General features: G+C 60.4%; 26 protein-coding genes. 2 read left to right on the top strand and 24 right to left on the bottom strand.

Going from position 1 to position 24795, the window contains the following annotated elements; genetic code table 11:
- Positions 1 to 192: 192 nt before the first annotated feature.
- The 19 genes from KSS97_RS09115 to KSS97_RS09025 all read right to left on the bottom strand — a co-directional run bounded on the left by KSS97_RS09115 (position 193) and on the right by KSS97_RS09025 (position 15799).
- Positions 193 to 1068 carry an SMP-30/gluconolactonase/LRE family protein gene (locus KSS97_RS09115; RefSeq protein ID WP_198798200.1) on the bottom strand — a complete coding sequence of 292 codons (876 nt, stop codon included), beginning with the start codon at positions 1066 to 1068 and terminating at the stop codon, positions 193 to 195.
- Positions 1065 to 1811 (bottom strand): FadR/GntR family transcriptional regulator, encoded by a 747-nt coding sequence (locus tag KSS97_RS09110; RefSeq protein ID WP_030137719.1) that lies wholly within the window; start codon positions 1809 to 1811, stop codon positions 1065 to 1067. The genes KSS97_RS09115 and KSS97_RS09110 overlap by 4 nt, the downstream gene beginning before the upstream one ends.
- Positions 1812 to 2102: 291 nt before the next feature.
- The gene (locus tag KSS97_RS09105) at positions 2103 to 2663 is read right to left on the bottom strand and encodes a DUF1285 domain-containing protein (protein WP_217861486.1); all 561 of its coding nucleotides are present in this window, start codon (positions 2661 to 2663) and stop codon (positions 2103 to 2105) included.
- Positions 2664 to 2678: 15 nt separating this feature from the next.
- Positions 2679 to 3284 carry a DUF4823 domain-containing protein gene (locus KSS97_RS09100; protein WP_030137717.1) on the bottom strand — a complete coding sequence of 202 codons (606 nt, stop codon included), beginning with the start codon at positions 3282 to 3284 and terminating at the stop codon, positions 2679 to 2681.
- Between the two features lie 231 nt (positions 3285 to 3515).
- Positions 3516 to 4484, bottom strand: a complete 969-nt coding sequence (locus KSS97_RS09095) for a GTP 3',8-cyclase MoaA (RefSeq protein ID WP_030137716.1) — start codon at positions 4482 to 4484, stop codon at positions 3516 to 3518.
- Between the two features lie 138 nt (positions 4485 to 4622).
- Positions 4623 to 5261: a TetR/AcrR family transcriptional regulator gene (locus KSS97_RS09090; RefSeq protein WP_030137715.1), complete on the bottom strand. Its 639-nt coding sequence runs from the start codon at positions 5259 to 5261 to the stop codon at positions 4623 to 4625.
- Positions 5262 to 5645: 384 nt separating this feature from the next.
- Positions 5646 to 6440 (bottom strand): TatD family hydrolase, encoded by a 795-nt coding sequence (locus tag KSS97_RS09085; protein WP_030137714.1) that lies wholly within the window; start codon positions 6438 to 6440, stop codon positions 5646 to 5648.
- 11 nt (positions 6441 to 6451) lie between these two features.
- The gene (locus tag KSS97_RS09080) at positions 6452 to 6808 is read right to left on the bottom strand and encodes a PilZ domain-containing protein (RefSeq protein WP_030137713.1); all 357 of its coding nucleotides are present in this window, start codon (positions 6806 to 6808) and stop codon (positions 6452 to 6454) included.
- A 40-nt stretch (positions 6809 to 6848) separates the two neighbouring features.
- Positions 6849 to 7835 (bottom strand): DNA polymerase III subunit delta', encoded by a 987-nt coding sequence (locus tag KSS97_RS09075; RefSeq protein ID WP_030137712.1) that lies wholly within the window; start codon positions 7833 to 7835, stop codon positions 6849 to 6851.
- Entirely contained in the window at positions 7828 to 8460 is a 633-nt protein-coding gene (gene tmk / locus KSS97_RS09070) for a dTMP kinase (RefSeq protein WP_217861485.1), read from the bottom strand. The genes KSS97_RS09075 and tmk overlap by 8 nt, the downstream gene beginning before the upstream one ends.
- A gap of 19 nt (positions 8461 to 8479) precedes the next feature.
- Positions 8480 to 9640 carry an endolytic transglycosylase MltG gene (gene mltG / locus KSS97_RS09065; protein ID WP_198798202.1) on the bottom strand — a complete coding sequence of 387 codons (1161 nt, stop codon included), beginning with the start codon at positions 9638 to 9640 and terminating at the stop codon, positions 8480 to 8482.
- Positions 9641 to 9643: 3 nt separating this feature from the next.
- Positions 9644 to 10459, bottom strand: coding sequence for an aminodeoxychorismate lyase (gene pabC, locus KSS97_RS09060; RefSeq protein WP_217861484.1), 816 nt, complete (start codon positions 10457 to 10459; stop codon positions 9644 to 9646).
- Positions 10459 to 11703 carry a beta-ketoacyl-ACP synthase II gene (fabF, locus tag KSS97_RS09055; protein ID WP_030137708.1) on the bottom strand — a complete coding sequence of 415 codons (1245 nt, stop codon included), beginning with the start codon at positions 11701 to 11703 and terminating at the stop codon, positions 10459 to 10461. The genes pabC and fabF overlap by 1 nt, the downstream gene beginning before the upstream one ends.
- A 108-nt stretch (positions 11704 to 11811) precedes the next feature.
- Complete coding sequence (acpP, locus tag KSS97_RS09050) at positions 11812 to 12048, bottom strand: acyl carrier protein (protein WP_003175607.1); 237 nt, start codon at positions 12046 to 12048, stop codon at positions 11812 to 11814.
- A 191-nt stretch (positions 12049 to 12239) separates the two neighbouring features.
- The gene (fabG, locus tag KSS97_RS09045; RefSeq protein ID WP_030137707.1) at positions 12240 to 12983 is read right to left on the bottom strand and encodes a 3-oxoacyl-ACP reductase FabG; all 744 of its coding nucleotides are present in this window, start codon (positions 12981 to 12983) and stop codon (positions 12240 to 12242) included.
- Positions 12984 to 12998: 15 nt separating this feature from the next.
- Complete coding sequence (gene fabD, locus KSS97_RS09040; RefSeq protein ID WP_217861483.1) at positions 12999 to 13937, bottom strand: ACP S-malonyltransferase; 939 nt, start codon at positions 13935 to 13937, stop codon at positions 12999 to 13001.
- Between the two features lie 123 nt (positions 13938 to 14060).
- Complete coding sequence (plsX, locus tag KSS97_RS09035) at positions 14061 to 15071, bottom strand: phosphate acyltransferase PlsX (RefSeq protein WP_217861482.1); 1011 nt, start codon at positions 15069 to 15071, stop codon at positions 14061 to 14063.
- 4 nt (positions 15072 to 15075) lie between these two features.
- The gene (gene rpmF, locus KSS97_RS09030; RefSeq protein ID WP_003179396.1) at positions 15076 to 15258 is read right to left on the bottom strand and encodes a 50S ribosomal protein L32; all 183 of its coding nucleotides are present in this window, start codon (positions 15256 to 15258) and stop codon (positions 15076 to 15078) included.
- A gap of 13 nt (positions 15259 to 15271) precedes the next feature.
- A complete protein-coding gene (locus KSS97_RS09025) occupies positions 15272 to 15799 on the bottom strand; it encodes a YceD family protein (protein ID WP_003204262.1) in 528 nt (175 codons plus the stop codon).
- Positions 15800 to 15904: 105 nt separating this feature from the next.
- On the opposite strand from KSS97_RS09025, the gene KSS97_RS09020 reads away from it, so the two are divergent.
- Positions 15905 to 16483, top strand: coding sequence for a Maf family protein (locus tag KSS97_RS09020; RefSeq protein ID WP_217861481.1), 579 nt, complete (start codon positions 15905 to 15907; stop codon positions 16481 to 16483).
- Positions 16484 to 16666: 183 nt separating this feature from the next.
- Here KSS97_RS09020 and KSS97_RS09015 read toward each other — a convergent pair whose 3' ends face one another.
- The 3 genes from KSS97_RS09015 to rluC are packed head-to-tail and all read right to left on the bottom strand — an operon-like array spanning position 16667 to position 19285.
- The gene (locus tag KSS97_RS09015; RefSeq protein ID WP_217861480.1) at positions 16667 to 17656 is read right to left on the bottom strand and encodes a S49 family peptidase; all 990 of its coding nucleotides are present in this window, start codon (positions 17654 to 17656) and stop codon (positions 16667 to 16669) included.
- 20 nt (positions 17657 to 17676) lie between these two features.
- Positions 17677 to 18339 carry an HAD-IA family hydrolase gene (locus KSS97_RS09010; protein WP_217861479.1) on the bottom strand — a complete coding sequence of 221 codons (663 nt, stop codon included), beginning with the start codon at positions 18337 to 18339 and terminating at the stop codon, positions 17677 to 17679.
- Positions 18329 to 19285 (bottom strand): 23S rRNA pseudouridine(955/2504/2580) synthase RluC, encoded by a 957-nt coding sequence (gene rluC / locus KSS97_RS09005; RefSeq protein ID WP_217861478.1) that lies wholly within the window; start codon positions 19283 to 19285, stop codon positions 18329 to 18331. Before rluC ends, KSS97_RS09010 begins: the two co-directional genes overlap by 11 nt.
- Positions 19286 to 19984: 699 nt before the next feature.
- Here rluC and rne point away from each other — a divergent pair.
- Positions 19985 to 23182: a ribonuclease E gene (gene rne, locus KSS97_RS09000; protein WP_030137700.1), complete on the top strand. Its 3198-nt coding sequence runs from the start codon at positions 19985 to 19987 to the stop codon at positions 23180 to 23182.
- Between the two features lie 424 nt (positions 23183 to 23606).
- Here the strand turns inward: rne and KSS97_RS08995 are convergent, their stop codons facing one another.
- Both KSS97_RS08995 and KSS97_RS28350 read right to left on the bottom strand, forming a co-directional pair.
- Positions 23607 to 24443 carry an IS3 family transposase gene (locus tag KSS97_RS08995; protein ID WP_202600572.1) on the bottom strand — a complete coding sequence of 279 codons (837 nt, stop codon included), beginning with the start codon at positions 24441 to 24443 and terminating at the stop codon, positions 23607 to 23609.
- Positions 24440 to 24745, bottom strand: coding sequence for a transposase (locus KSS97_RS28350; RefSeq protein WP_181286468.1), 306 nt, complete (start codon positions 24743 to 24745; stop codon positions 24440 to 24442). Before KSS97_RS28350 ends, KSS97_RS08995 begins: the two co-directional genes overlap by 4 nt.
- Positions 24746 to 24795 lie beyond the last annotated feature (50 nt).

Raw genomic sequence — 24795 nt, 5'->3', positions numbered from 1 at the left:
GTTGATGGCCGGCCTGACAGAGCCTGAATGAGGAGTTGTTCGCGGACGCCGCCAGGGCGTCCGGGAAAAGATTGATGCATCGCTTCACCTGTTTTGTTTTTTTAGTGTGAGTGCGTATTGCTGATGGAGCCGACTATAAACCCGACCGCCAAATAATCTCAATATATATATTTACATCCCATATTTTGGGATTTAACCAGCGAACCGCGTACAAGGCATGCCCGGCACATCGACGCGCATCGACAGCACCGCACCGTCCAGCGGATGACCGAGCGGACTGGCCGCACTGGTGATGTACAGCGTCTTGAGATCTTCCCCGCCGAATACACAACTGGTCGGGCGACTGACCGGCAGTTCTATCACCCGATCGACATGGCCGTCCGGATGCAACCGCAGCAGGCAACTGCCGTCCCAGCGAGCGTTCCAGACATAACCCCGTGCATCCATGGCCGAACCGTCCGGGCCGCCACGGGAATGGGGTCCGAACCAGACTTCAGCCGGCGCCAGCTTGCCATCGGGGTAAATGAAATGACGGTACAGCGTGCCGTCCAGGCTTTCGCCGAAATACACCGTCGTGCCATCGGGGCTCCATAACAGCGTGTTGGGAATACCCAGGCCGCGTAGCAACGGCATCACACGGCCATCGGTCCCGACACGGAACAGGCCGCCGGAACGCCGCTCGACAGGCAGGTCTTCGCCATGTTCACCGATGTTGTTCTGCATGGTACCGAGCCAGAGCTGGCCCAACGCGTCGCAGCGGGCTTCGTTGGCGCGGTTGCCAGGCTGTGGATCGGCCATGCACAGCAGCTTCAGGCGCGGCTCCAACCCTGGCGAATCGAGATCCAACCGATAGACACCACTGCTCAGCGTCACCAACGCGTCGCCGCTCTGGGTCGGGATAAACGCCGAGACGTGTTCGGGCATCTGCCAGATCTGCACGTTCGCGCCAATCAGCCGCAGCGCTTGCTTGCCGATGATATCGACCCAATACAACGCCTGCGTCGGCTCATCCCAGAATGGCCCCTCGCCCAGCTTCGCGCGGTGTTCTGTCAAAGCCGTCCACTTCATTGAAACCTCCTGTCCCCGGGTGCCCCGGCGTTATCTGGTCGACCGGCCATGACATTGGGATAAAAACGCTTGATGGCCAGGTCTGCGTTATCGATCAGGGTCATGCAGGCCCAGACGCCCCGCGTCGCATCCCGTGCGGCGATCGCCTCGGCAATGTCCTTGTGGATCGGCAAAGTGCGGCGCAGCTCGTCCGGGTCGGCCGCCGACACCTCGAACGAAACCGCCAGCAACGCGCCCAAGGCCGGAACCATTTGTTCGATGAATTGATTGTGGCTGGCGGCGAGAATGCATTCGTGGAAGAACTGGTCGGCGCGGTTGTAATCCGCGCCGCTGTCCACCGCCCGCTCCAAGGCATGATAGGCCACGCGGATCGCCTGCACCTGCTCGGCCGTCGCCCGTTCGCAGGCCCATCTCACGGCCATGGGTTCGATGGTGCGTCGCAGGTCCAGCAGGTCGTCGACGAAGTTTTCCGGCAGGCCACTGCGTGACAGCCAGCCGACTACTTGCGGATCAAACAGATTCCAGCGGCGCACCGGCAGCACCCGCGTGCCGACCTTCGGCCCGACCTCCAGCATGCCTTTGGCAACCAGCGTCTTGATGGCCTCGCGAATCACCGTGCGGCTGACGCCCAGTTGCTCGCCAAGGTCTGCTTCGACCTTGATGGTTTGCCCAGGCTTGACCTGGCCGGCGGCAATCCAGCCCCCCAGCCAATCGACGGTCGATGCGTGAAAACTGCTGGACATGAATACCCCGTGGGCGATTTTTTGTTAGGCGCCCACGCTAATCATCATACGATTGGGTGTCAATTTGAATTTTGCATACCACTGTGGGAGCGGACTTGCTCGCGAAAGCGGTGGGTCAGTTGTGAAGGTGTTGGATGTACCGACGCCTTCGCGAGCAAGCTCGCTCCCACAGGGTTTGGTGGCGCACACAGATATTGCAGGCACCCCAAATCCACTGTGGGAGCGAGCTTGCTCGCGATAGCGATCCTTCAGCCGACGCGGATGTTGGATCAACCCTCACTTCCACAAGGATCAGGGTTCCAGGCCGATGGGGAAGAACTCGCCACCACTCCACACGCCCAACCAACTCTGCCCGTCGATCTCGCGGCTGACCGCCAGCTCCACCAGTTGGTAGAACACGTTGCGATGGATCAAGGCCTCGAGGTTGCTGCGCACATGCACGTAGGGCGCCGGTTCCTGGGTCTGGGGATCGATCACGACGCGCATCGGATGTTCCGGGCCGGCTTCGGTGATTTCCTCGACATTGGTGGTGAAGCGCAACAACTGCGCTTCACCCTGCCCTTCGACTTCAAGAGTCACCGCCACGAACGGCGCGTCATCGACCTTGATGCCGACTTTTTCCACGGGAGTGATCAGGAAATAATCATCGCCGTCGCGGCGAATGATGGTGGAGAACAGCTTGACCATCGGCTTGCGCCCGATGGGCGTGCCCAGGTAATACCAGGTGCCGTCCCGGGCGATACGCATGTCGATGTCGCCGCAGAAGTCGGGGTTCCACAAGTGGACCGGAGGCAGGCCTTTGGTCTTGGGGATCTGCCCCAGCAGGTCATTGGCTTTTTGCGGTCCGCTCATGGTGTCTCCTTCTGTTTATTCGTCGCTCATCCCCAGCAGGCTGCGGGCGTACTCACGCAACGGCGTGGCGATGAGGTCTTGTGGCTGCTTGTCGTGCAACGTCAGCAAACCGCCACGGCTCTTGATGCGTGCAGTATCAATCAAATACTGGGTGCTGGTCTCGATCAACATGATTTGAATCACGCTGGTGTCGACGCCCAGGCGATCCACGGCCTCCTCATCCAGCCATTCGTCAGTATTGCCGATGCGGTTGTCGGCCTTGGCGAAGCGGGTGTAAAGCAGGTAGTGGGCGCCAGCAGCCCGCGCTTCGCCCATCGCCTGGTCGAGGCCTTCCGGGACTCGGGCGCGACGAACCATCGGGAAATATTCGATGAAACCGTTGAAGGCTTCTTCAGCCACGACGTTGGGCCGAGGATAGGCGCTGCCCGGCGGAGCAAAAGCGCCTTGGGCGATGTAGATGAAGGAATCCGGCTGGATGCGCAGGTTGTTCACGCGGCGGCTGTCGCTATGGTCCAGCAGGCCGGCATCGCTCATGTGATAACGAACGCCCTCCCCCATGTCGCTGACATTCATGCAGCCACCAAGCGTCAAAACGGTCAGCAGCAAAAACAGGCTACGCATCCTATCCTCCAAAAACCGGTGACGGAAAACCGGCGAATGGCCGTGGGATGCAGCTTTTGCGCCAGCTTGATGGGGGAATGGTTCATTATTCCTGTGGCGAGGGGATTTATCCCCGCTGGGTGCGAAGCGCCCCCAAAGGACAGAAATGTTCGACCTGATTCTCCGAGGCGATAGTTCCGGGGTGGCTGCGCAACCCAGCGGGGATAAATCCCCTCGCCACAACAGCCTTATTCAGCCACCGATGATTTTCATGATGGTTGCGCCACCGGAAAACGCCACTTCCTGCTTGTCCCCCAGCGCCTTGACCAGCAGACGCTGGAGCGCCGGCAAGGCTTGGTGACGAGGCTTGTCCAGCAGATCGCCGACGAAGTGACGGTTGCTCGACGACAGGCAGCCATGCAGCCAGCCGGTGGACGACAAGCGCAGTCGCGAACAGGTCCGGCAGAACGGCACGCTCTCGTTGGCGATCACGCCAAAATGGCCTAACCCCGGAATTTCGTAGCGCACGGCTGTCGCATCGACAGGCGCATCGGCCTGCAAGTATTCGTATTGCTCGCCAATCAGGCCCAGCAGTTGCTGGAGGCTGACGAACTGTTGCAGGAACGCATTGGAATCGCTGGCCAGGTGGCCCATGCGCATCAACTCGATGAACCGCAGTTCATAGCCACGTTCCAGGCAATACTCCAGCAACGGCATCACCTGATCGAGGTTCTGCCCGCGCAACGGCACCATGTTGACCTTGATTTTCATCCCGGCGGCCCGGGCTTGCTCCATGCCGTCCAGCACGGTCGCCAGGTCGCCGCCACGGGCGATGCTGCGAAACGCAGCAGGGTCGAGGGTGTCGAGGGAAACATTGATGCGACGGATACCGGCGTTTACCAACAACGGCAATTTCTTCGCCAGCAACTGACCGTTGGTAGTCAGGCTGATGTCTTCCAACCCCATCTGCCCCACCGCCGTCATGAAACTTTCGAGCTTGGGGCTGACCAGCGGCTCGCCACCGGTGATGCGCAACCGCTCGATACCGGCGGCTTCGATCAGATAAGCAACGCCTCGCGCCATGGCCTCGGCCGACAGTTCATCCTGCGCAGCCACCAGCCGCTTGCCGTCAGGCACGCAGTAGGTACAGGCGTAATTGCAGGCTGAAGTCAGGCTGATCCGCAAATTGCGAAAACGCCTGCCTTGACGGTCAACGATCATGGATCACTCCGGCGAAAGAAGAATCGAGTCCGAGAAAATTGACCTAGAAATCAAGTTTTCGCAAGACCCAAGCCTGAGTATATTCCTCGGGCACTGCGCCATGTAAGCGGACATGGCGCAATCAGGTAGCTGAATGCCTCAACTGCTCGGGACTTCCGGGTCGCGCTTGCGCTTGTTGCCCATGCGCACGCCGATGTCCATCAGGAACTGGAAGAAACCTTCCTGATCTTCCAGCACGTTGCTCCAGAACGGCGAGTGATACAGCGCCACCGCGCCATGTACCAATGCCCAGGCAGCGCAATAATGGAAATACGGCGGCACGTCTTCGAGCTTGCCTTCGCTGATCCGGCCCTTGATCAAGAGGGTCAGGCGATCGAAGTTCGAAGCGCGAATCTTGTGCAGCTCCTCGACCATCTCTGGCACCTGGTTGCCCTTGACCACCTTTTCTTCGAGGCGATCGAACAAGCGATAACGTTGCGGGTCGCGCATACGGAACTCGAAGTAGGCCCGGGACAGGGCTTCCTTGTCCTTGTCGACATCGGCCGAATGCAGGAGCTCGTTCAAATCGCGCTCGTAATCGAGCATCAGGCGCAGGTAGATCTCGGCCTTGGATTTGAAGTGTTTATAGATCGTGCCTTTGCCGATACCCACGGCATCCGCAATCATCTCGACGGTGACGCTGTCTTCGCCCTGGTCGAGGAACAACTTGAGCGCGGTGTCGAGAATTTCCTGCTCGCGGCGACGAAACTCACGGACCTTACGGGGTTCTTTGTGCATAAGAAAAAGGTCTGAAGGGTCAAAATTCGAAGCCCGGTATTATGCCTAACTTACGCAAAAATGCACGGATCATCCGTTCTGGGCCACAGATCTCAACAAAACCGCGCAAATCCGGCTCCTCCGTTTCAACTGATGCCTTATCGCCGCGCAGGCGTCAGGCACAATGAGAACCTATCCGAAGCGAACGTATTCCAAATTTGTTTAAAAACCAACCCGGTGAAACTGGACGCACTGCCATAGTGATCAATACTTGAACTGTCGGCGCGACATCTCCCCCAAGTGACGCGCCGATAAAGGTGCCAACGGACCGCGTGCCTTTGTTTTACTCCTAATGGTCTTAACCCGGATTCACCCCCCAGAACCCGGGTTTTTTTTGTCTCGGTTTCAGGCCATCGGCGAACGGACGCGCGCCAATGGGAACAGGCGCTTGAAGTTTTCCGTGGTTTGCTCCGCGAACCGGCCATAGGATTCCCCCCGCAACATCGCCAGGAACTCCGCCACTTCCCGCACATATTGCGGAAGGTTTGGCTTGCCGCGATACGGGATTGGCGCCAGGTAAGGCGAGTCGGTCTCGACCAACAGGCGATCGGCCGGCACCTTGCTGGCAACGTCGCGCAAGGCGTCGGCATTGCGGAACGTGACAATACCGGACAAGGAAATGTAATAACCCATGTCCAGCGCAGCCTTGGCCATGTCCCAATCTTCAGTGAAGCAATGCAACACACCGGCCTGGGGCAGCGCCGCGTCGCGCAACAGGGCCAAAGTATCGGCCCGTGCCCCACGGGTGTGGATAATCACCGGCTTGCCGGTCTGTCTTGCGGCTTCCAAGTGCAAGCGGAACGACGCCTGCTGTACCTCGGAGGCCTCCGGCTCGTAGTGATAATCGAGACCGGTTTCGCCGATGGCGACGACTCGAGGGTGGTCGAGTTCATGCAGCAGCCAGTCCAGGGCGGGCGTAGCATCGGGTTGTACGTCCAGCGGGTGGATGCCGACCGAACAATCGACATCCTCATAACGTTCGGCCAGGACCTTGACGTCGGCAGCGTTGTCGGCGCTGACGCCGATGCACAGGAAGTGTCCGACGCCCCGCTGGCGCGCGGCATCCAGCGCGGCATCCAGGGAACCGCCGTGGGCGGCAAGGTCGAGGCGATCGAGGTGGCAATGAGAGTCTACGAGCATAAGGGGCCAGGCTACATCGTATGGGTAGGACGGTCGGACTTGAGCGATCCGGCCAGGTGGGTTTCGATCTGATTGCGGGCCGAGTTGTCACCCTCGTTGAACTGCACGCCAACGCCGGCGGCCCGATTACCCTGGGCGCCCTTGGGGGTGATCCAGATGACCTTGCCGGCGACCGGTATCTTTTCCGCTTCGTCCATCAGGCTCAACAGCATGAACACCTCGTCGCCCAGGCGATAATTCTTGTTGGTAGGAATGAACAGGCCACCGTTCTTGATAAACGGCATGTAGGCTGCGTAAAGCACGGACTTGTCCTTGATGGTCAGGGACAGGATGCCGTTGCGTGGCCCGGGACTGACAGGTTCGTTCATGCTGATCTCCGCTGCGATTGAGCTGAGTCTAGTGCCTCTGTCAGGTACGACCAGGCAAACTCGCCCATTGCACCAACAGCGCCTCCAGCAGCAACACGCGATTGAGGTTCGCCTTGCTCAGCACCTTCTGACGTTGGGCAAGAATCCAGTCCTGAATGTTCAAGATTTTGTCCTGGCTGCTTTTTTGCGCCAGGTACTGGATCACCTTGCGCATATCCGGCAATCCGAGGCCGGCTTCGTCCTCGGTGAGCTGATAACGCAGGATCAGGCTCGACCAATCGCAGAACCAGTCGAACAACAGCAACAAGGGGATGGCGTTCCACCCCTCGGCCAGTTGTGTCGGCGATTGCTGCTGCTTGAGCAGCTTCTTCACGCCGTCCACGACCAGGGCCCGCTGCTCGCGCACGCCTTGGGCCTGGAGGCTGACCGCCGCCAGCGGCGAGCCGGCGGCCAGGGTCAGCAGTTCGACGCGCTCTTCATCGGAGCTGTCAGGCAAGGCCTTGGCCAGCCATTGCAGGCTCATTGCCTCGCTGGGCAGCGGACAGGTCTGCTGAACGCAACGGCTCTTGATGGTCGGCAGCAAACGGCTCGGCTGATGGCTGACCAGCAACAGCACGGTATCGCCGGAAGGCTCTTCGAGGCTCTTGAGCAAGGCGTTGGCGGCGTTGATGTTCATCGACTCCACCGGCTCGATCAGCACCACTTTGCGCCCGCCCATTTGCGAGGTCTGGACCACGAAGCTGACCAGGTCACGAACCTGGTCGACCTTGATCGCCTTGTCCGCCTCTTCCGGCTCCAGCACGTAATTGTCAGGATGGCTACCGGCCTTGAGCAACAGGCAGGACTTGCATTCACCGCAGGCATTCGAGGCCGCCGGGGCCTGGCACAACAGGCTGGCCATCAGGCGTTCGGCCAGCGCTCGCTTGCCGATTCCGACCGGGCCATGCAACAGGTAGGCATGGGCGTGCTGGGCACGGCCGGCCAGTTGTTGCCAAAGGCCGTCCTGCCAGGGATAAGCTTCAGCCACGGGCACGCTCCAGCAAGCGCGGCAACAAATCCTCCAGCGATTGCTGGACCTGCGTCAACGGCTGAGCGGCATCGATCAACAGGTAACGCGCCGGATCGGCCTTGGCGCGCCCCAGGAAGGCATTGCGCACGGCGTTGAAGAACCCCTGCCCTTCGAGCTCGAAGCGGTCCAGCCGGCCACGAGCGCTTGCCCGTGCCAGGCCGATTTCCACTGGCAGGTCGAAAACCAGGGTCAGGTCGGGACGCAGGTCACCCTGGACAAAGGTTTCCAGCGTCGCGATGCGTTCAAGGGACAAGCCACGCCCGCCGCCCTGATAGGCATAAGTCGAATCGGTAAAGCGGTCGCACAACACGACAGCGCCGCGAGCCAGCGCCGGGCGAATCACCTCGGCCAAATGCTGCGCCCGCGCGGCAAACACCAGCAACAATTCGGTATCGGGATTCATGATTTCATCGGCCGGTGCCAGCAGCACCTCGCGAATCCGCTCGGCCAGTGGCGTGCCGCCCGGCTCGCGGGTCAGCACCACCTCGATGCCGGCAGCCCGCAGGCGTTCGGCCAGGTACTCGCGATTGGTGCTCTTGCCGGCGCCTTCCGGGCCTTCCAGTGTGATAAACAAGCCAGTCACGGGCGATCCTTAGTCAAAGTCATTGCGAGCTCGGCGGCTCGCTCGCATTCGGTTCGGGGGCAGGCTCTTGTGGCGGCACCTGAGGCACGGCTTCAGGCGCCGTGTCCGGTGACGCTGCGGGAATCGGTGCCGAATCATCCGGGGCCGCCGGGGCCGGACTGGAGCGATAATCGGCACGGCGCTTGAGCTGGAATTCACGCACCGCGTTGTTGTGCGTCTCCAGATCATCGGAAAAGACATGGCTGCCATCGCCACGGGCAACGAAGTAAAGACTGTTGCCGTCGGCCGGGTTCAACGCCGCGTGGATCGCTTCGCGCCCCACCATTGCAATCGGTGTCGGCGGCAAACCCGGGATCAGGTAAGTGTTATAGGGATTCTCTTCTTTCAGATGGGCACGGGTGAGCTTGCCGGTGTAGCGCTCGCCGAGGCCATAGATCACGGTCGGGTCGGTCTGCAGCAGCATGCCCAGACGCAGGCGACGCACGAACACTCCAGCGATCTGGCCACGTTCCTGGGGCACCCCGGTTTCCTTTTCTATCAGGGAGGCCATGATCAGGGCCTGATAGGGTTGGCTGTACGGGACGTCGGCGGCACGCTGTGCCCACTCTTTGGCAAGCACGTCGTCCAGCCGATCGTAGGCCTTCTTCAACAGATCGGCATCCGTGGTGCCCCGCACGAAGCGGTAGGTATCCGGGAAGAACCGGCCTTCGGGGAACACGCCCGAATGACCAAGGCGGTCCATGACCTGGCTGTCGCTCAGGCCAGCAAGGGTCTGCTGGAGTTTTTCGTCCTTGGCCAATGCCGCGCGCACCTGACGGAAATTCCAGCCCTCCACCAGCGTCACGCTGTACTGCACCACATCTCCGCGCTTCCAGACGCCGATCAAGGCTTCCATGGTCATGCCCGGCACCATCCGATATTCACCGGAGTGCAATGGCTGGTCGGCTAGATTGAAGCGCCAATAAATACGCAGCCAGAAGGCGTCCTTGATCAGGCCGTCGGCTTCGAGGCGCTTCAAGGTTCCGGTCGGGGTGGTCCCGTTGGGTACGTCCAGCAACTCTTCCTGGGTGATGTTCAGTGGCTGTTGCAGCGCCGAATGAATCTTCCAGGCTGAAGCGCCCAACAACAGCCCTGCCAGAACCAGTCCGGTCTCCAGCAGCAGCAAGAATTTACGTCTCACGAATCAGGCATCCAATAGCGCACGGGCAAGGGTCTGCAGTTTACGGGTGAGTGGGCCAGCCGACCAGCGTGCCGAACCGCATCCGAGTACCGGCCACACGCCATATACGCTGTTGCAGACAAAGACCTCATCGGCCTGGTGCAGCTGTTCGAGGCTGATATCCATGATTTGCGTAGCGATACCTTGGGAATTGGCTTGAAACAACAATTCTGCGCGCATCACCCCGGCGACACCACAACGGCTCAGGTCCGCTGTAGACAAGACCCCATCGCGCACCAGGAACAGGTTACTGAACACACCTTCGATCACCCGCCCGGACGCGTCCTGCATCAAGCCGTCGGCATACCGCGAATCAGTCCACTCAGCACGGGCCAGCACCTGTTCCAGGCGATTGAGGTGCTTGAGACCGGCAAGCAAAGGCTGCTCGGACAAGCGCACTGAACAGGGAAACAGGAACACGCCTTGCTCGGCATGGGCAGCGGGATAAGCAACAGGAGCACTGCCCTGCAGGATGCGTCGGGCGGTGGCCGAGGGATCGGCGGCATAACCACGCCGACTGTCGCCACGGGTCACGATCAATTTCATCACGCCGTCACCCTGACACCGGGCGTAAGCGCTCAGCTCGGCGCTCACCACCGTCATGTCGACCCTGAGCGCCAATCGCTGGCAGCCTGTTTCCAGGCGCTGCAAGTGACGCTCCAGCAACAGTGGCCTGCCATTGCGCACGGCGATGGTCTCGAACAACCCATCGCCATAAGCCAGGCCGCGATCTTTCAGCGACAGGACGTCAGCCGGTTGACCGTCGACCCAGCTCTCCATCAACCTGCGAACCGGCGGAACACCAGCGAACCATTGGTCCCGCCAAAACCGAAGGAGTTGGACAACACCACATCGATGTCCATGCCACGGGCTGTATGCGGCACGAAGTCCAGGTCGCACCCTTCGTCAGGCTCCTCGAGGTTGATGGTTGGCGGCGCCGTCTGGCTGTTGATCGCCAAGACGCTGAAGATCGCTTCCACCGCCCCTGCCGCACCCAGCAGGTGACCGGTCATGGACTTGGTGGAGCTGACCGCCAGCTTGTAGGCGTGTTCGCCAAACACCGTCTTGATCGCCTGGGCTTCGGCCAGGTCACCCGCCGGAGTAGAAGTGCCGTGAGCGTTGATGTATTGCACTTGGTCGCCGTTGATCTTCGCGTCACGCAAGGCGTTGGCGATGCAACGGGCGGCACCGGCGCCATCGGCCGGTGGCGACGTCATGTGGTACGCGTCGCCACTGGTGCCAAAACCGATCAGCTCGGCATAGATGGTCGCGCCGCGGGCCTTGGCGTGTTCCAGCTCTTCGAGCACCAGCGCACCGGCACCGTCGGACAGCACGAAGCCGTCACGGCCCTTGTCCCATGGTCGGCTGGCACGTGCTGGCTCATCGTTGCGGGTCGACAGCGCACGGGACGCGCCGAAACCGCCCATGCCCAGGCCGCAAGCGGCCATTTCGGCGCCACCGGCAATCATCACGTCGGCTTCGTCGTACATGATGTTGCGCGCGGCCATGCCGATGCAGTGGGTGCCGGTGGTGCACGCCGTAGCGATGGCGTAGTTAGGCCCCTGTGCACCCAAGTGGATGGACAGGAAACCGGAAATCATATTGATGATCGAGCCCGGCACGAAGAACGGAGAAATCCGTCGCGGCCCCGAATCGTGCAGCGTGCGGCTGGTTTCTTCGATATTGGTCAAGCCGCCAATACCCGAGCCCATGGCCACGCCGATGCGTTCACGATTGGCATCGGTCACTTCCAGCCCGGCGTTGCGCACCGCCTGGAACCCGGCTGCCAAGCCGTATTGAATGAACAGGTCAAGCTTGCGAGCTTCCTTGACCGACAAGTATTCCTCGACATTGAAGCCTTTTACCGAGCCGCCAAAACGGGTGGAATAGGCAGAAAGGTCGGTGTGTTCGATCAGACCAATGCCACTACGGCCAGCCAGAATGCCCTGCCAACTGCTTGGCACATCCGTGCCCAGTGGCGACAACATACCCATACCGGTGACTACGACGCGTCTACGCGACACAGCACTCTCCTTTTTCAAATGACGACTTTGCATCAGGCCTAAAGAAAAAACCGCACGCCGTGATGGCAGTGCGGTTTTTCCATGACAGCTAGCGACGACTAAAAACGATTACGCCTGGTGGCTGGTAACGTAGTCGATAGCAGCTTGTACAGTAGTGATCTTTTCAGCTTCTTCGTCAGGAATCTCGGTCTCGAATTCCTCTTCCAGAGCCATCACCAGCTCAACAGTGTCAAGGGAGTCGGCACCCAGGTCTTCAACGAAGGAAGCGGTGTTCACAACTTCTTCTTCTTTAACGCCCAGTTGCTCGGCAACGATTTTCTTGACGCGCTCTTCGATGGTGCTCATACCTTGTTTTCACTCCTAATGGACAAATTCAGGCAGCTGGCCGGTGGGTAAGTGTATAGAAAGACTTTTCGGTTTTTCAACCGAAAGCTTCACTCCTCGAACCCTGGGGCCCGCCGCCTATAAATAGATTGCAGCTTTATAACGGATTTTAGACAGCTCGTATGACATTTTTTTGAAGCAATCCGTCACATTTAACTCATGTACATCCCGCCGTTCACCGGGATTGTAGCCCCGGTCACGTATGCCGCACCGTCCGAAGCAAGAAAAGCGACCACGGACGCGATTTCTTGAGCTTGCCCCAGACGACCCAGCGGAATCTGCGTCAACAAGGCTTCACGCTGTGCTTCCGGCAGTTCACGGGTCATGTCGGTGTCGATGAAACCCGGTGCAACCGAGTTTACCGTAATCGAGCGCGAACCGACTTCTCGTGCCAGCGCACGGCTGAAACCTTCCAGACCGGCTTTCGCCGCAGCATAGTTTACTTGGCCTGCGTTGCCCATGGCACCCACAACCGAGCCGATACTGATAATTCGACCCCAACGTGCCTTGGTCATGCCGCGCAAGACGCCCTTGGACAGCCGGTACAGGCTGTTCAGGTTGGTGTCGACCACGTCGAACCACTCGTCATCTTTCATGCGCATCATCAGGTTATCGCGGGTGATGCCGGCATTATTCACCAGGATCGCCGGTGCACCGAACTGCTCCTGGATGCTTGCCAACACGGCGGCAACGGATTCATCACTGGTCACGTTGAGCTCGAGCCCGGTGCCCTGGATACCGTTTTCCTTCAAGGTCGCGGCGATACGCTCGGCGCCCGAAGCGGACGTCGCGGTGCCGACAACGATGGCGCCTTGACGACCCAGTTCCAGGGCGATGGCCTGGCCGATGCCGCGGCTTGCACCGGTCACCAGTGCAACTTTACCTTGCAGACTCATGCAAGCTTCTCCTGTTCAGGCTTGCGCTGCGCGAGCGGCAGCGAAAGCGTCTGGGGTGTTGAGGTTGGAAGTGGACACGCCTTCGGCGCAGCGCTTGTTCAGGCCTGCCAGCACCTTGCCAGGGCCGCATTCGACCAGCTCGGTCGCGCCCTTGGCTGCCAGCGTCTGCACCGATTCGACCCAGCGAACCGGCTTGTAGAGCTGCTCCAGCAAGTCGCGCTTGAGGGTCTCGAGATCCGGCGCCACGTTGGCGCTGACGTTCTGCACAACAGGAATCTGCGGAGCCTGCCAGTCGATGGCGGCGATGGACTCGGCAAAACGCTCGGCAGCCGGACGCATCAGTTCGCAGTGCGACGGCACGCTGACCGGCAGCGGCATGGCGCGCTTGGCGCCACGGGCCTTGCAGCCTTCGATGGCACGCTCGACGGCAGCCTTGGCTCCGGCGATAACCACCTGGCCCGGGGAGTTGAAGTTGACGGCGCTGACCACGTCGCCTTGCGCCGCTTCGGCACAGGCAGCCAACACATCGGCATCTTCCAGGCCGAGGATCGCGGCCATGCCGCCCTGCCCGGCCGGAACGGCTTCTTGCATCAACTGGCCACGACGCTCCACCAGTTTCACCGCATCAGCCAGGCTCAGGCTGCCAGCGGCCACGAGTGCGCTGTATTCACCCAGGCTATGACCGGCGACAAACGCCGGGCGCGCGCCGCCTTCAGCCAGCCACAGGCGCCACAAGGCAATCGAGGCGGTGAGGATGGCCGGTTGGGTTTTATCGGTTTGATTGAGTTGCTCTTCCGGCCCTTGCTGGGTCAGTGCCCACAAGTCGTAGCCGAGCGCGTCGGACGCTTCTTTGAATGTTTCGAGGACCAGCGGGTATTGCGCGCCCAGCTCGGCCAGCATGCCGAGGGACTGCGAGCCCTGTCCTGGAAAGACGAATGCGAGGGAAGCAGACATGAAAACAAAGCCCCTAATGATCTTGTCGTCAAAAATTGACGCCCCTGGGGGCGCTAGGAAACTGACAGTTGGATGACGGCTTGAACCGACCGGTCACATTTAAGCATTGTCAGACGAAAACGCCTAAGTTAACAAATCCTCGAGACGGCCGTGCAAGCGTTCCGGCAGGTTTTCCTGCACTTCGATCACCGCCCGGTTGATAGCGCTTTGAAAGCCCTGCACGCCCGCCGAACCATGGCTCTTGATAACGATACCTTGCAGCCCGAGGAAACTCGCACCGTTGTGCCGCGCCGGCGCCAGGTCTGCCTGCAGCCGTCGCATCAATGGCAGCGCCAGGGCACCCACCACCCGCGAAGCCAGGCTTTGCTTGAACAGTGTCTCGATGCGCTGGCCAATCATGGTCGCCAGCCCCTCGCTGGACTTGAGCAGGATATTGCCAACGAAACCATCACAGACCACCACATCGGCCTCGCCGCGATAGAGACCATCGCCTTCGACGAACCCGATGTAATGGATGCCCCGCGCATTTTGCAACAAGGTCGCCGCCAGCTTGACCTGCTGGTTTCCCTTGATGTCTTCGGTGCCAATGTTCAGCAGCGCAACGCGAGGTCGCGCAATGCCGAGTGTCTGCGCGGCAACCGAGCCCATCACGGCGAATTGCAGAAGGTGCTCGGCGCTGCAATCGACGTTGGCGCCCAAATCGAGCAGTTGGCAGAACCCGCGCTGGGTCGGGATCGCCGCGACCATTGCCGGACGATCGATCCCCGGCAACGTCTTCAGGACATAGCGCGACAGCGCCATCAGCGCCCCGGTATTACCCGCACTGACACAGGCCTGGACCTTGCCGTCGCGCAGCAACTCAAGGGCTACCCGCATCGACGCGTCAGGCTTGCCGCGTAGGGCCTGTGCCGGCTTTTCGTCCATGGTGATGACTTCGGACGCTGGCGCAATTGTCAGGCGCGCAAGATCGACAGCCGACTGGCCGTTGAGCAGTTCTTCAATGAGAGAGGGTTGACCGACGAGGGTCAGGTGCAGCGAGGGCGTAGTATCCAGGCAAGCAAGGCTGGCCTGAACAATGCTGCGGGGACCGAAGTCCCCGCCCATTGCGTCAATCGCGATGACTTGAGCGGACAAGTGATTACTCGTCGGCGCCCTTGTCGATCACTTTACGGCCACGGTATACGCCTTCTGGCGATACGTGGTGACGCAGGTGAACTTCACCAGTGGTTTTTTCTACAGACAGGGTGCTAGCCTCGAGAGCGTCGTGCGAACGGCGCATGTCACGGGCGGAGCGGGATTTTTTGTTCTGCTGAACAGCCATAATTGATTAACTCCTAAACGTTTGGGTCACGCTTTAACTGCGCCAATACACTGAACGGGTTGGACCGCGTTACCTCGTCCTCGCTCGGTTCGGGCTCATCTGCTCCCGCCGGCTGCTGGCATTCTTCCGGATGATGAGCAGGCACAATGGGCAAGGCGAGCAGAAGCTCCTCCTCGATCAGTGACTGCAGATCCAATGGATCTTCGCCCAGTTCCAGCACGTCATAACCTTTCGGCAACGACTGGGTATTCGCACCCTCCTTCACCACGGCGTAACTGCATTCGCTATGGATCGGCAGGGTGACCAGCTCAAGACAACGCTGGCAAACCATTTTGACTTCAGTGTCGATAAAGCTGTGGATCACCACAGATTTACGTTCATCTCGTTCAAAAACGAATTTGGCCTGGACCGTCCCGACATCGTCGGAAAGCGGGTCGCAGAGTCTCTTCAAATCGGCCAGCAGCAGTTCACCTTGAAGGGTGGTGCCACGGTCAGCCAATTTGCGCGGGTCAACGTGAGGTGGAATCGGGTCATTCAACATAGGCGCAGCATTATAGGGATGCACCGGGCCATGTCAAAGGAAATTCAGCCCTGTCCGTCACTTGCGCGCCTGGCTAGAATCCTCCCCTGCCCATCGGAGAGAGCCATGCTGCCTTTATTATTAGCCTCAAGCTCGGTTTATCGCCGGGAACTGCTCGCCCGCCTGGGGCTGCCATTCGTCTGCAGCTCGCCAGACATCGACGAAAGCCGCCACCCCGACGAATCCGCGGTCGAGCTGGTAAAGCGCCTGGCCCGGGAAAAGGCCTTGGCATTGACCGACAGACACCCAGCGCACCTGATCATCGGCTCGGACCAGGTCGCCGTGCTCGGCGAGCGCATCCTGGGCAAGCCCCACACATTCGAAAATGCCCGCGAGCAGCTAATGGCCGCCAGTGGCGCCAGGGTGACGTTCCTGACCAGCCTGGCGCTGCTTAACAGCCAGACAGGCCGATGCCAGGTCGACTGCGTTCCGTTCACCGTGAATATGCGAACCCTGGATCCGGCCCGCGTGGAGCGCTACCTGCGCGCCGAACAGCCGTACGACTGCGCCGGCAGCTTCAAGGCCGAGGGCCTCGGTGTGAGCCTGTTCCAGAGCACTGAAGGCCCGGACGCCACGAGCCTGATTGGCCTGCCGCTGATTCGTCTTGTGGATATGTTGCTGGCTGAGGGCGTGCAGGTTCCCTGAAACCCCAGACAACCCATTTGTGGCGAGGGGATTTAGCGAAACGTCGCACCGCCCCGCTGGGCTGCGGAGCAGCCCCCTCAATCGATCTGATGCACCGAGGCGTCAGCCTTCAGGGTCGCTCCGCGCCCCAACGGGGATAAATCCCCTCGCCACGGTGGCCCCGCCAACCAGAGCGCAAGGAACCTAGCGCAACGCTGGCCCCTGGAAGCCCATCCACATCGCCAGGTGCTCGGCGATGCTAGCCCCCAGCTTCTTCGAGAAGCGATCAAACGGCGATTCTTCGATGGTGAAATCCACCAGGTCCTTCTGGCCGATCACATCCCGCGCCACAGAGCTGGCACTGCCCAAGCCATCGATCAGGCCCAGGGGCAAGGCCTGCTCGCCAGACCAGACCAGTCCGGAAAACAGCTCCGGGTGCTCCTTGTCCTTCAGACGGTCGCCCCGCCCTTTCTTGACGCTGGCAATGAATTGCTTGTGGGTGGTGTCTAGCACGCCTTGCCAGAATGCGGTTTCCTCAGGCTTCTGCGGCTGGAACGGGTCAAGAAACGACTTGTGCTCGCCGGAGGTATAGACCCGACGCTCCACACCAAGCTTTTCCATGGTCCCGACAAACCCGTATCCGGCCGCCGTCACGCCAATGGAGCCGACCAGGCTGGCCTTGTCGGCATAGATCTGGTCCGCCGCACTGGCAATGTAATAAGCGCCTGATGCGCCGAGATCGGCGATCACAGCGTAGACCTTGATGTCCGGGTGCAACCCGCGCAATCGGACAATCTCGTCATAGACATAACCGGACTGCACCGGACTGCCACCAGGACTGTTGATGCGCAGCACCACGCCCTTGACCTTTGGATCCTCGAACGCCGCCCGCAGGCTGCCGACGATATTGTCCGCGCTAGCAGGCTCCTTATCGGCAATCATGCCTTCGATGTCGATCAACGCAGTGTAAGCCGAGCCGCTCACGGCGCTTTTTTCGATGCTCATCAGCGGCGTGAACAGCATGAGCGCGCCGAAGAGATACACGAAAGTCAGCAATTTGAAGAAAATACCCCAGCGGCGTGAACGACGCTGCTCCTGCACACTGGCCAGCAGGGTCTTTTCCAGCAGTTTCCAGCTTTTCTCGTCACCGCTTTCGGCATTCGCCTTGGCCGGGGCCTTCCATTCGTCCGTCATGCCTGCCTCTCCATCAAAACTTAATCGGTACGCCGGCTCAACCAGGCGTGCAATTCAGGAAAATGGTCAATCGCCAGGCACGGCTCGAAGGCCTTCAACGCCTCGATCGTCTGCGCGCCGTAGCTGACAGCCACCGAATCCATGCCAGCATTGCTGGCCATCTGCAGGTCGAACGACGAGTCGCCGACCATCAGCGCCTGCCCGGGTGACACATCGCAATGAGCAAGGATCTGCTCAAGCATCAGCGGATGTGGCTTGCTCGCGGTTTCATCCGCAGCACGGGTGATGTCGAAATAATCTTCCCAGCCATGCGCCTTCAATACCCGATCCAGCCCACGCCGGGCCTTGCCGGTCGCGACCGCCAGGTGATAACCCTCTTCCCGCAGGGTGCCGAGGGTTTCCACCACACCATCAAACAGCGGCGAAGGTTCGGCTTCCAGGGCAATGTAATGGTCGGCGTAATGCTGGCGAAAAACGATCAGCTCACCCTCCTCGATTTCCGGATACAGGCTGCGAATCGCCTCCGGCAAGCCGAGACCGATGATGCCCTTTACCGCCAGATCATCACGCCGGGCAAACCCGGTACGATCCGACGCGACGTGCATCGCATCCACGATCCGACCTATGGAGTTCGCCAGAGTGCCGTCCCAATCGAATATCAGTAGCTTGTAGTCAGGATGCACTCAACCGCTCCACGGTCTTGGCCCACATGTCATCGACGGGAGCCTGCAATTTCAGCTCGCCGCCATCGGGCAGCGGCACGGTCAGCATGTAGGCATGCAGGAACAGGCGCTTGCCACCCAGGTCACGAATTTCCTTGGTGAAGTCGTCATCGCCGTATTTGCTGTCCCCGGCGATGCAGTGCCCGGCATGTAGCGTGTGGACACGGATCTGGTGGGTACGTCCGGTGACCGGCTTGGCCTCGATCATGGTGGCAAAGTCGCCGAAACGTCGGAGCACCTTGAAGACGGTCAGCGCCTCCTTGCCTTCCTCGTTGACCTCCACCATACGCTCGCCTGAACGCAGGTTGCTCTTGAGCAGCGGGGCGCGGACTTGCTTGATCGAGGTTTCCCAGCGGCCACGCACCAGCGCCATGTAGCGTTTGTCGACACCATCGCCGCGCAATTGCTCGTGCAAGTGGCGCAACATGCTGCGCTTCTTGGCAATCATCAGCAGGCCGGAGGTGTCGCGGTCGAGGCGATGGACCAGCTCCAATTCCTTGGCGTCCGGACGCAACTGACGAAAGGCTTCGATCACGCCGAAATTCAAGCCGCTGCCACCATGGACCGCAATGCCCGCGGGCTTGTTGACCACGATCAGCGCCTTGTCTTCGTAGACGATGGAGGCTTCCAGGCGTTGCAGCAGGCCCTGGGCCAAGGGCACCGGCTCATCGCGTTCAGGCACACGGACCGGCGGAACGCGCACGACATCACCGGCCTGGAGCTTGTACTCGGGCTTGATCCGACCTTTGTTCACCCGCACTTCGCCTTTGCGCAAGATGCGGTAAATCAAGGTCTTGGGCACGCCTTTGAGCCGGGCTAGCAAGAAATTATCGATTCGTTGGCCGGCATATTCCGGCGAGACCTCGAGCAGTTGAACGCCAGGGGTCGAAGGGGCAGTAGTTGTCATGGCGGCGATCATAACAATTTTTTATGGAATTGAAGCACTTAATCATTGCTGCTATAGTCGCGAACGCCGCCAAAAGTGGCTGGACAGCGGACTAGCGGTCAAAAACCGGCCCTGACCAACGCAATTCACGAGGACGAGAGGCCGTCCTACGGGGTTCTTGCTACGTAACGGCAGAGTTTGCAGGTGTAACGAGCGCAGGTGACATGAGGCCTGAAATACGCCGCAAAGCAGAGTTCTGACTCGCCTTGCGCGCCACATTCACGGCCAGTTCACAAAGTGCAGTCACCCGGAAACGACCCCGAGCGAGAGCTTCGGAAACAACGCCTAAATTAGCCATGATGCGTGACCTCCCCTTTCGGAGCTCACGGTAAATGCCAACCCGCTGCGGATTCTGCGCGCGGCAGCACCCGAATTATCAGGGATACGTGTAGGGTGGAGATGTACAACCGTCGGACTGTGTAGCACTAGGCTTATATTTAGACGCTTCATCTCGTCCACAGGCGCCGGTTGATTCCTCCTCCTGACTGAGTGCTTGAGTACCAGCAAGCAGGACGCGTCCGTCGCGACTTCGCCATCATTGGGCCGAACTCGCTGGACACTGGAATGGCACTGCCATCTCCAGGACGCACCTGACACCGACCGTGAGAAGTCGTGTGTGCCGAACGCCGTTTCCGGCAGCCCGGAAACCGACGGTACTACATGAAAAGAATGCTGATTAACGCAACTCAACCCGAAGAGTTGCGTGTTGCACTGGTAGACGGCCAGCGCCTCTACGACCTGGATATCGAATCCGGTGCACGCGAGCAGAAGAAGGCCAACATCTATAAAGGCCGGATTACTCGCATCGAACCAAGCCTTGAGGCTGCCTTTGTCGATTTCGGCTCCGAGCGCCACGGCTTCCTGCCCCTCAAAGAAATCTCCCGCGAATACTTCAAGAAGGCCCCAGAAGGCCGCGTCAACATCAAGGACGTCCTGAGCGAAGGCCAGGAAGTCATTGTCCAGGTCGAAAAAGAAGAACGTGGCAACAAGGGCGCCGCCCTGACCACCTTCATCAGCCTCGCCGGCCGCTACCTGGTCCTGATGCCGAACAACCCGCGTGCCGGCGGCATTTCCCGCCGCATCGAAGGCGAAGAGCGCAACGAACTGCGTGAAGCCCTCAATGGCCTGGTCGCACCTGCCGACATGGGCCTGATCGTTCGCACTGCCGGCCTGGGCCGCAGCAGCGAAGAAATGCAGTGGGACCTCGACTACCTGCTGCAACTGTGGACCGCCATCAAAGAAGCCTCGCTGGATCGTTCCGCGCCGTTCCTGATCTACCAGGAAAGCAACGTGATCATCCGCGCCATCCGCGATTACCTGCGCCAGGACATCGGCGAAGTGCTGATCGACAGCGTCGAAGCCCAGGACGAAGCCCTGACCTTCATCCGCCAGGTGATGCCGCAGTACGCCAGCAAGATCAAGCTCTACGAAGACAGCGTCCCGCTGTTCAACCGCTTCCAGATCGAAAGCCAGATCGAGACCGCTTTCCAGCGCGTCGTCGAGCTGCCGTCCGGCGGTTCCATCGTCATCGATCCGACCGAAGCCCTGGTGTCCATCGACATCAACTCGGCCCGCGCCACCAAAGGCAGCGACATCGAAGAAACCGCCCTGCAGACCAACCTTGAAGCCGCCGAAGAAATCGCCCGTCAGTTGCGCCTGCGTGACATCGGCGGCCTGATCGTCATCGACTTCATCGACATGACCCCGGCCAAGAACCAGCGCGCCGTGGAAGAAAAGGTCCGTGAATGCCTGGAAGCCGACCGCGCCCGCGTACAGGTCGGTCGCATCTCGCGCTTCGGCCTGCTGGAAATGTCCCGTCAACGCCTGCGTCCATCCCTGGGCGAAAGCAGCGGCATCGTTTGCCCGCGTTGCAACGGCACCGGCATCATCCGTGACGTCGAATCGCTGTCCCTGGCGATCCTGCGCCTGATCGAAGAAGAAGCCCTGAAAGACCGCACCGCCGAAGTCCGCGCCCAAGTGCCGATCCCGGTGGCCGCGTTCCTGCTCAACGAAAAACGTAACTCGATCACCAAGATCGAACTGCGCACCCGTGCCCGCATCGTCATCCTGCCGAACGATCACCTCGAGACGCCGCACTTCGAAGTGCAGCGCCTGCGCGATGACAGCCCGGAAGCCCACACCAACCAGTCCAGCTACGAAATCGCTGCTGCCGCTGCCGAAGTGGAAGACGTCCAGCCAGCTGCCGCCACTCGCACCCTGGTTCGCCAGGAAGCAGCGGTCAAGACCGCTCCGGCCCGCGCCAACGCACCGGTTCCGACCGAAGTGGCCGCTCCGGTTGCCACTCCGGCCGCAGCACCAGAGCCAAGCCTGTTCAAAGGCCTGGTGAAGTCCCTGGTCAGCCTGTTCGCCACCAAGGAAGAACCTGCCGCCCCGGCCGTCGTCGCCAAGCCGGCCGCCACCGAGCGCCCTGCCCGCAACGAAGAACGCCGCAACGGTCGCCAGCAGACCCGCAACCGCAACGGTCGTCGCGACGAAGAGCGCAAGCCCCGCGAAGAACGTGCACCGCGTGAAGAGCGCGCGCCACGCGAGCCGCGTGAAGAACGCCAGCCTCGCGAAGTCCGTGAGGAAGTGCCAGCCGTAGCCCGCGAAGAACGCGCACCGCGTCCACCGCGTGAAGAGCGTCAGCCTCGCGCACCGCGTGAAGATCGCAAGCCGCGTGGCGAGCGTGAGGAACGTGTTCGCGAACTGCGCGAGCCACTGGATGCCGCCCCGGCCGCTGCTGCCGCCACCGCTGAAGAGCGTCCGGCCCGCCAGCCTCGTGAAGAACGCGCACCGCGTCCGCCACGTGAGGAACGCCAGCCACGCGCCGAGCAAGCCGCCGCCGCTGCCAGCGAAGAAGAAGTGCTGAACGCCGAAGAGCCGTTGCAGGAAGACGGCCAGGACACCGCCGAAGGCGATCGTCCACGTCGCCGCTCCCGCGGCCAGCGTCGTCGCAGCAACCGTCGTGAGCGTCAGCGCGATGCCAACGGCAACGTGATCGAAGGTTCGGAAGAATCCGAGTCCACCGAGAACGCCGAAGCGCCAAGCGCCGCTGACCTGGCCGCCGGCCTGGCCGTCACTGCGGCCGTTGCCAGCAGTGCGATCAGCGCCCCAGCCGAAGCCCAGGCAAACGAGCAGGCTGAGCGCGCCACCGCTGCGGTGGAGAACGCGCCGGTTGAAGCGCCTGTCGTCGAATCCACTGCCCCGGTAGAAGTCACCGCTTCGCCAGAAGTGGAACTCGCGCCGGTACGTGAAGCCCAGCCTGAAGCTGAAGTCGCCGCCGAGCCTGCGCCCGTTGTTGAAGCGCCCATCGTCGCTGCCGAACCGGTTGTCGAAGCACCGGCAGAGGAAAAGGCGCCAGAGCCTGCCCGCGAGGAGCAGACTGCGTTCAACTGGACCGCAGAGCCCGCCGCACCGGCACCTGTTGTCGAGCCTGAGCCAACGCCAGAGCCCGTGCAAGCGGTCGAGCCAGAAGTGGTCGAACCTGCTCCAGTGATCGAAGCACCGGTGGCTGTCGAAGCGCCTGCCCCCGCGCAAGAGCCTGCCCCTGCCAGTGCCCTGACCGCGAATGGCCGCGCACCGAACGATCCACGTGAAGTGCGTCGCCGCAAGCGTGAAGCCGAGCGCCTGCAGAAGGAAGCTGAACAAGCCGCCGCTGCCGCCGCTCAAGCGCCTGCTGCCGAACCGGCTCCGGTCGTGGAAGAAGTCACCGAGGCAGCCCCTGCCCCGGTCGCTGAAACCCCAGCCGAACCAGCCTCGGCGCTCGACGAACCCCAGCACACCGCTGAAGAAGTCGAAGTCGCGCCACGTCACACTGAAGCCTTGGAAAAAGAGCACGAGCCTAAACCTCACGCCTGATTCCATCGCCCAGTAAAAAGCCCCGCCTGGTGATGCCAGGCGGGGCTTTTTTATGCCTTCAGACTTATCCACAGGGAGCTAATGCCCATCGAAGATCGTTGTGGGAGCGAGCTTGCTCGCGAAGGCGGTGGGTCAGCTTGCATCAATAATGAATGTCAGACCGCTTTCGCGAGCAAGCCCGCTCCCACAGGGGGCCGGGGTCGGATACAAGATTTATGCACCACTGAAGATCCACTGTGGGAGCCGAGCTTGCTCGCGATGGCGTCGGGTCAGCTTGCATCAATAATGAATGTCAGACCGCTATCGCGAGCGAGCTCGCTCCCACAGGGGGCCGGGGTCGGATACAAGATTTATGCACCACTGAAGATCCACTGTGGGAGCCGAGCTGAACTGGTCAAGTAATCCCGGACACCGATTACGGTGTTTATGCCGCTTTTTGCTCCATGGCTATTGGCGACAGGTAGTTGTTGTAGCTGTGGAGCCTAGTGCGGTTGTAGTACATGAAGAAACGCACCATGTCCGTTTTTGCCTCCTCGATCAGGCCATAGCCGTTGCGAGGTACCCACTCTGACTTTAGCGTGCCAAAAAAGCGCTCAGTTGGAGCGTTGTCCCAGCACTGCCCTCGATGGCTCATGCTTTGCAAAATGCCGTGGCGCGTCAGTTCTTCTTGAAACTTGCGACTGGTGTACTGACATCCTTGATCTGAGTGAAACATCAGCCCAGGAGGACACGTTCGTACTTCTGTCGCCATGCGTAGCGCTTTGCTGACCAAGTTGGCGTCATTAACCAGAGAAAAAGCCCAGCCAATGACCCTGCGAGCATACAAATCAATCACGATGGCCAGATGAAGCCAGCGTTTGCCCACCATCAGACTGGTCACGTCGCCACACCAAACCTGATCGATTGCCGCCGGTTTGAAGTTGCGTTTTAGCCGATTGGGCGCGACAAATGCCTCCACGCCTCTGGATCTGAAGGGGTGGGGCTGACGTTGTTTACTGACAATGTTGGCCTCCCTCATCAGCGCTCGAACAAGGCTCCTTCCAGCTGTTATTTTCTGAGCCTTCAGGCCTTTGCTAATCATTCTGGAGCCCATGGCTTCGCGGCTTTCGCTGTGCAGCTCAACGACTTTCAACCTGAGTTCTTCACGTCTGATCCGCGGCTTGGCCCGCCGTTGAATCCACTCATAAAAGCTGCTGCGCTTCACACCGAAAACACGACACACCACGGCCGTCGGAAATGACTCTCTTAGCTCTGCGATCATCGGAAACGATCGGGATCCGACATCAAGAGAGCGGTAGCCTTTTTTAATATTTCGGCTTCCATTTCCATGCGCTTGATCTTGGCCTTCAATTCCTGAATCTGGCGTTGATCTTCGGTAATCGCCTTGGTGCCTTTAACTGGCTGCCCCTCACGCTCCTTGCGAACCTGATCAACCCAGCGTCGCAAAGCAGTGGGCCCGATATCCAGTGATGCACACACATCTAGAACCGGGCAGTTATCATCAAGCACCATGCTGGCAGCGTGCAGCTTGAACTCGCGGGTATAGACCTTTCTTTCGTTCATGGAACCTCCAAGTTGGCGAAATCATATCGCCCTTAAGAGGTGTCCGGAAT

The organism is Pseudomonas alvandae (genome assembly GCF_019141525.1).
Taxonomy (GTDB): domain Bacteria; phylum Pseudomonadota; class Gammaproteobacteria; order Pseudomonadales; family Pseudomonadaceae; genus Aquipseudomonas; species Aquipseudomonas alvandae.
This window is presented reverse-complemented; position numbering and strand designations above follow the sequence as displayed.

Coding starts and splice junctions, on each gene's coding strand:
- rne (WP_030137700.1), top strand. CDS start 19,985: ATGAAAAGAATGCTGATTAACGCAACTCAACCCGAAGAGTTGCGTGTT.
- KSS97_RS09090 (WP_030137715.1), bottom strand. CDS start 5,261: ATGCACAAAGAACCCCGTAAGGTCCGTGAGTTTCGTCGCCGCGAGCAG.
- acpP (WP_003175607.1), bottom strand. CDS start 12,048: ATGAGCACCATCGAAGAGCGCGTCAAGAAAATCGTTGCCGAGCAACTG.
- rluC (WP_217861478.1), bottom strand. CDS start 19,285: ATGACAACTACTGCCCCTTCGACCCCTGGCGTTCAACTGCTCGAGGTC.
- rpmF (WP_003179396.1), bottom strand. CDS start 15,258: ATGGCTGTTCAGCAGAACAAAAAATCCCGCTCCGCCCGTGACATGCGC.
- fabG (WP_030137707.1), bottom strand. CDS start 12,983: ATGAGTCTGCAAGGTAAAGTTGCACTGGTGACCGGTGCAAGCCGCGGC.
- KSS97_RS09110 (WP_030137719.1), bottom strand. CDS start 1,811: ATGTCCAGCAGTTTTCACGCATCGACCGTCGATTGGCTGGGGGGCTGG.
- KSS97_RS09085 (WP_030137714.1), bottom strand. CDS start 6,440: ATGCTCGTAGACTCTCATTGCCACCTCGATCGCCTCGACCTTGCCGCC.
- KSS97_RS09115 (WP_198798200.1), bottom strand. CDS start 1,068: ATGAAGTGGACGGCTTTGACAGAACACCGCGCGAAGCTGGGCGAGGGG.
- KSS97_RS09015 (WP_217861480.1), bottom strand. CDS start 17,656: ATGACGGACGAATGGAAGGCCCCGGCCAAGGCGAATGCCGAAAGCGGT.
- KSS97_RS09105 (WP_217861486.1), bottom strand. CDS start 2,663: ATGAGCGGACCGCAAAAAGCCAATGACCTGCTGGGGCAGATCCCCAAG.
- KSS97_RS09095 (WP_030137716.1), bottom strand. CDS start 4,484: ATGATCGTTGACCGTCAAGGCAGGCGTTTTCGCAATTTGCGGATCAGC.
- KSS97_RS09020 (WP_217861481.1), top strand. CDS start 15,905: ATGCTGCCTTTATTATTAGCCTCAAGCTCGGTTTATCGCCGGGAACTG.
- KSS97_RS09080 (WP_030137713.1), bottom strand. CDS start 6,808: ATGAACGAACCTGTCAGTCCCGGGCCACGCAACGGCATCCTGTCCCTG.
- KSS97_RS28350 (WP_181286468.1), bottom strand. CDS start 24,745: ATGAACGAAAGAAAGGTCTATACCCGCGAGTTCAAGCTGCACGCTGCC.
- pabC (WP_217861484.1), bottom strand. CDS start 10,459: ATGGAGAGCTGGGTCGACGGTCAACCGGCTGACGTCCTGTCGCTGAAA.
- KSS97_RS09025 (WP_003204262.1), bottom strand. CDS start 15,799: ATGTTGAATGACCCGATTCCACCTCACGTTGACCCGCGCAAATTGGCT.
- KSS97_RS09100 (WP_030137717.1), bottom strand. CDS start 3,284: ATGCGTAGCCTGTTTTTGCTGCTGACCGTTTTGACGCTTGGTGGCTGC.
- KSS97_RS08995 (WP_202600572.1), bottom strand. CDS start 24,443: ATGATCGCAGAGCTAAGAGAGTCATTTCCGACGGCCGTGGTGTGTCGT.
- fabD (WP_217861483.1), bottom strand. CDS start 13,937: ATGTCTGCTTCCCTCGCATTCGTCTTTCCAGGACAGGGCTCGCAGTCC.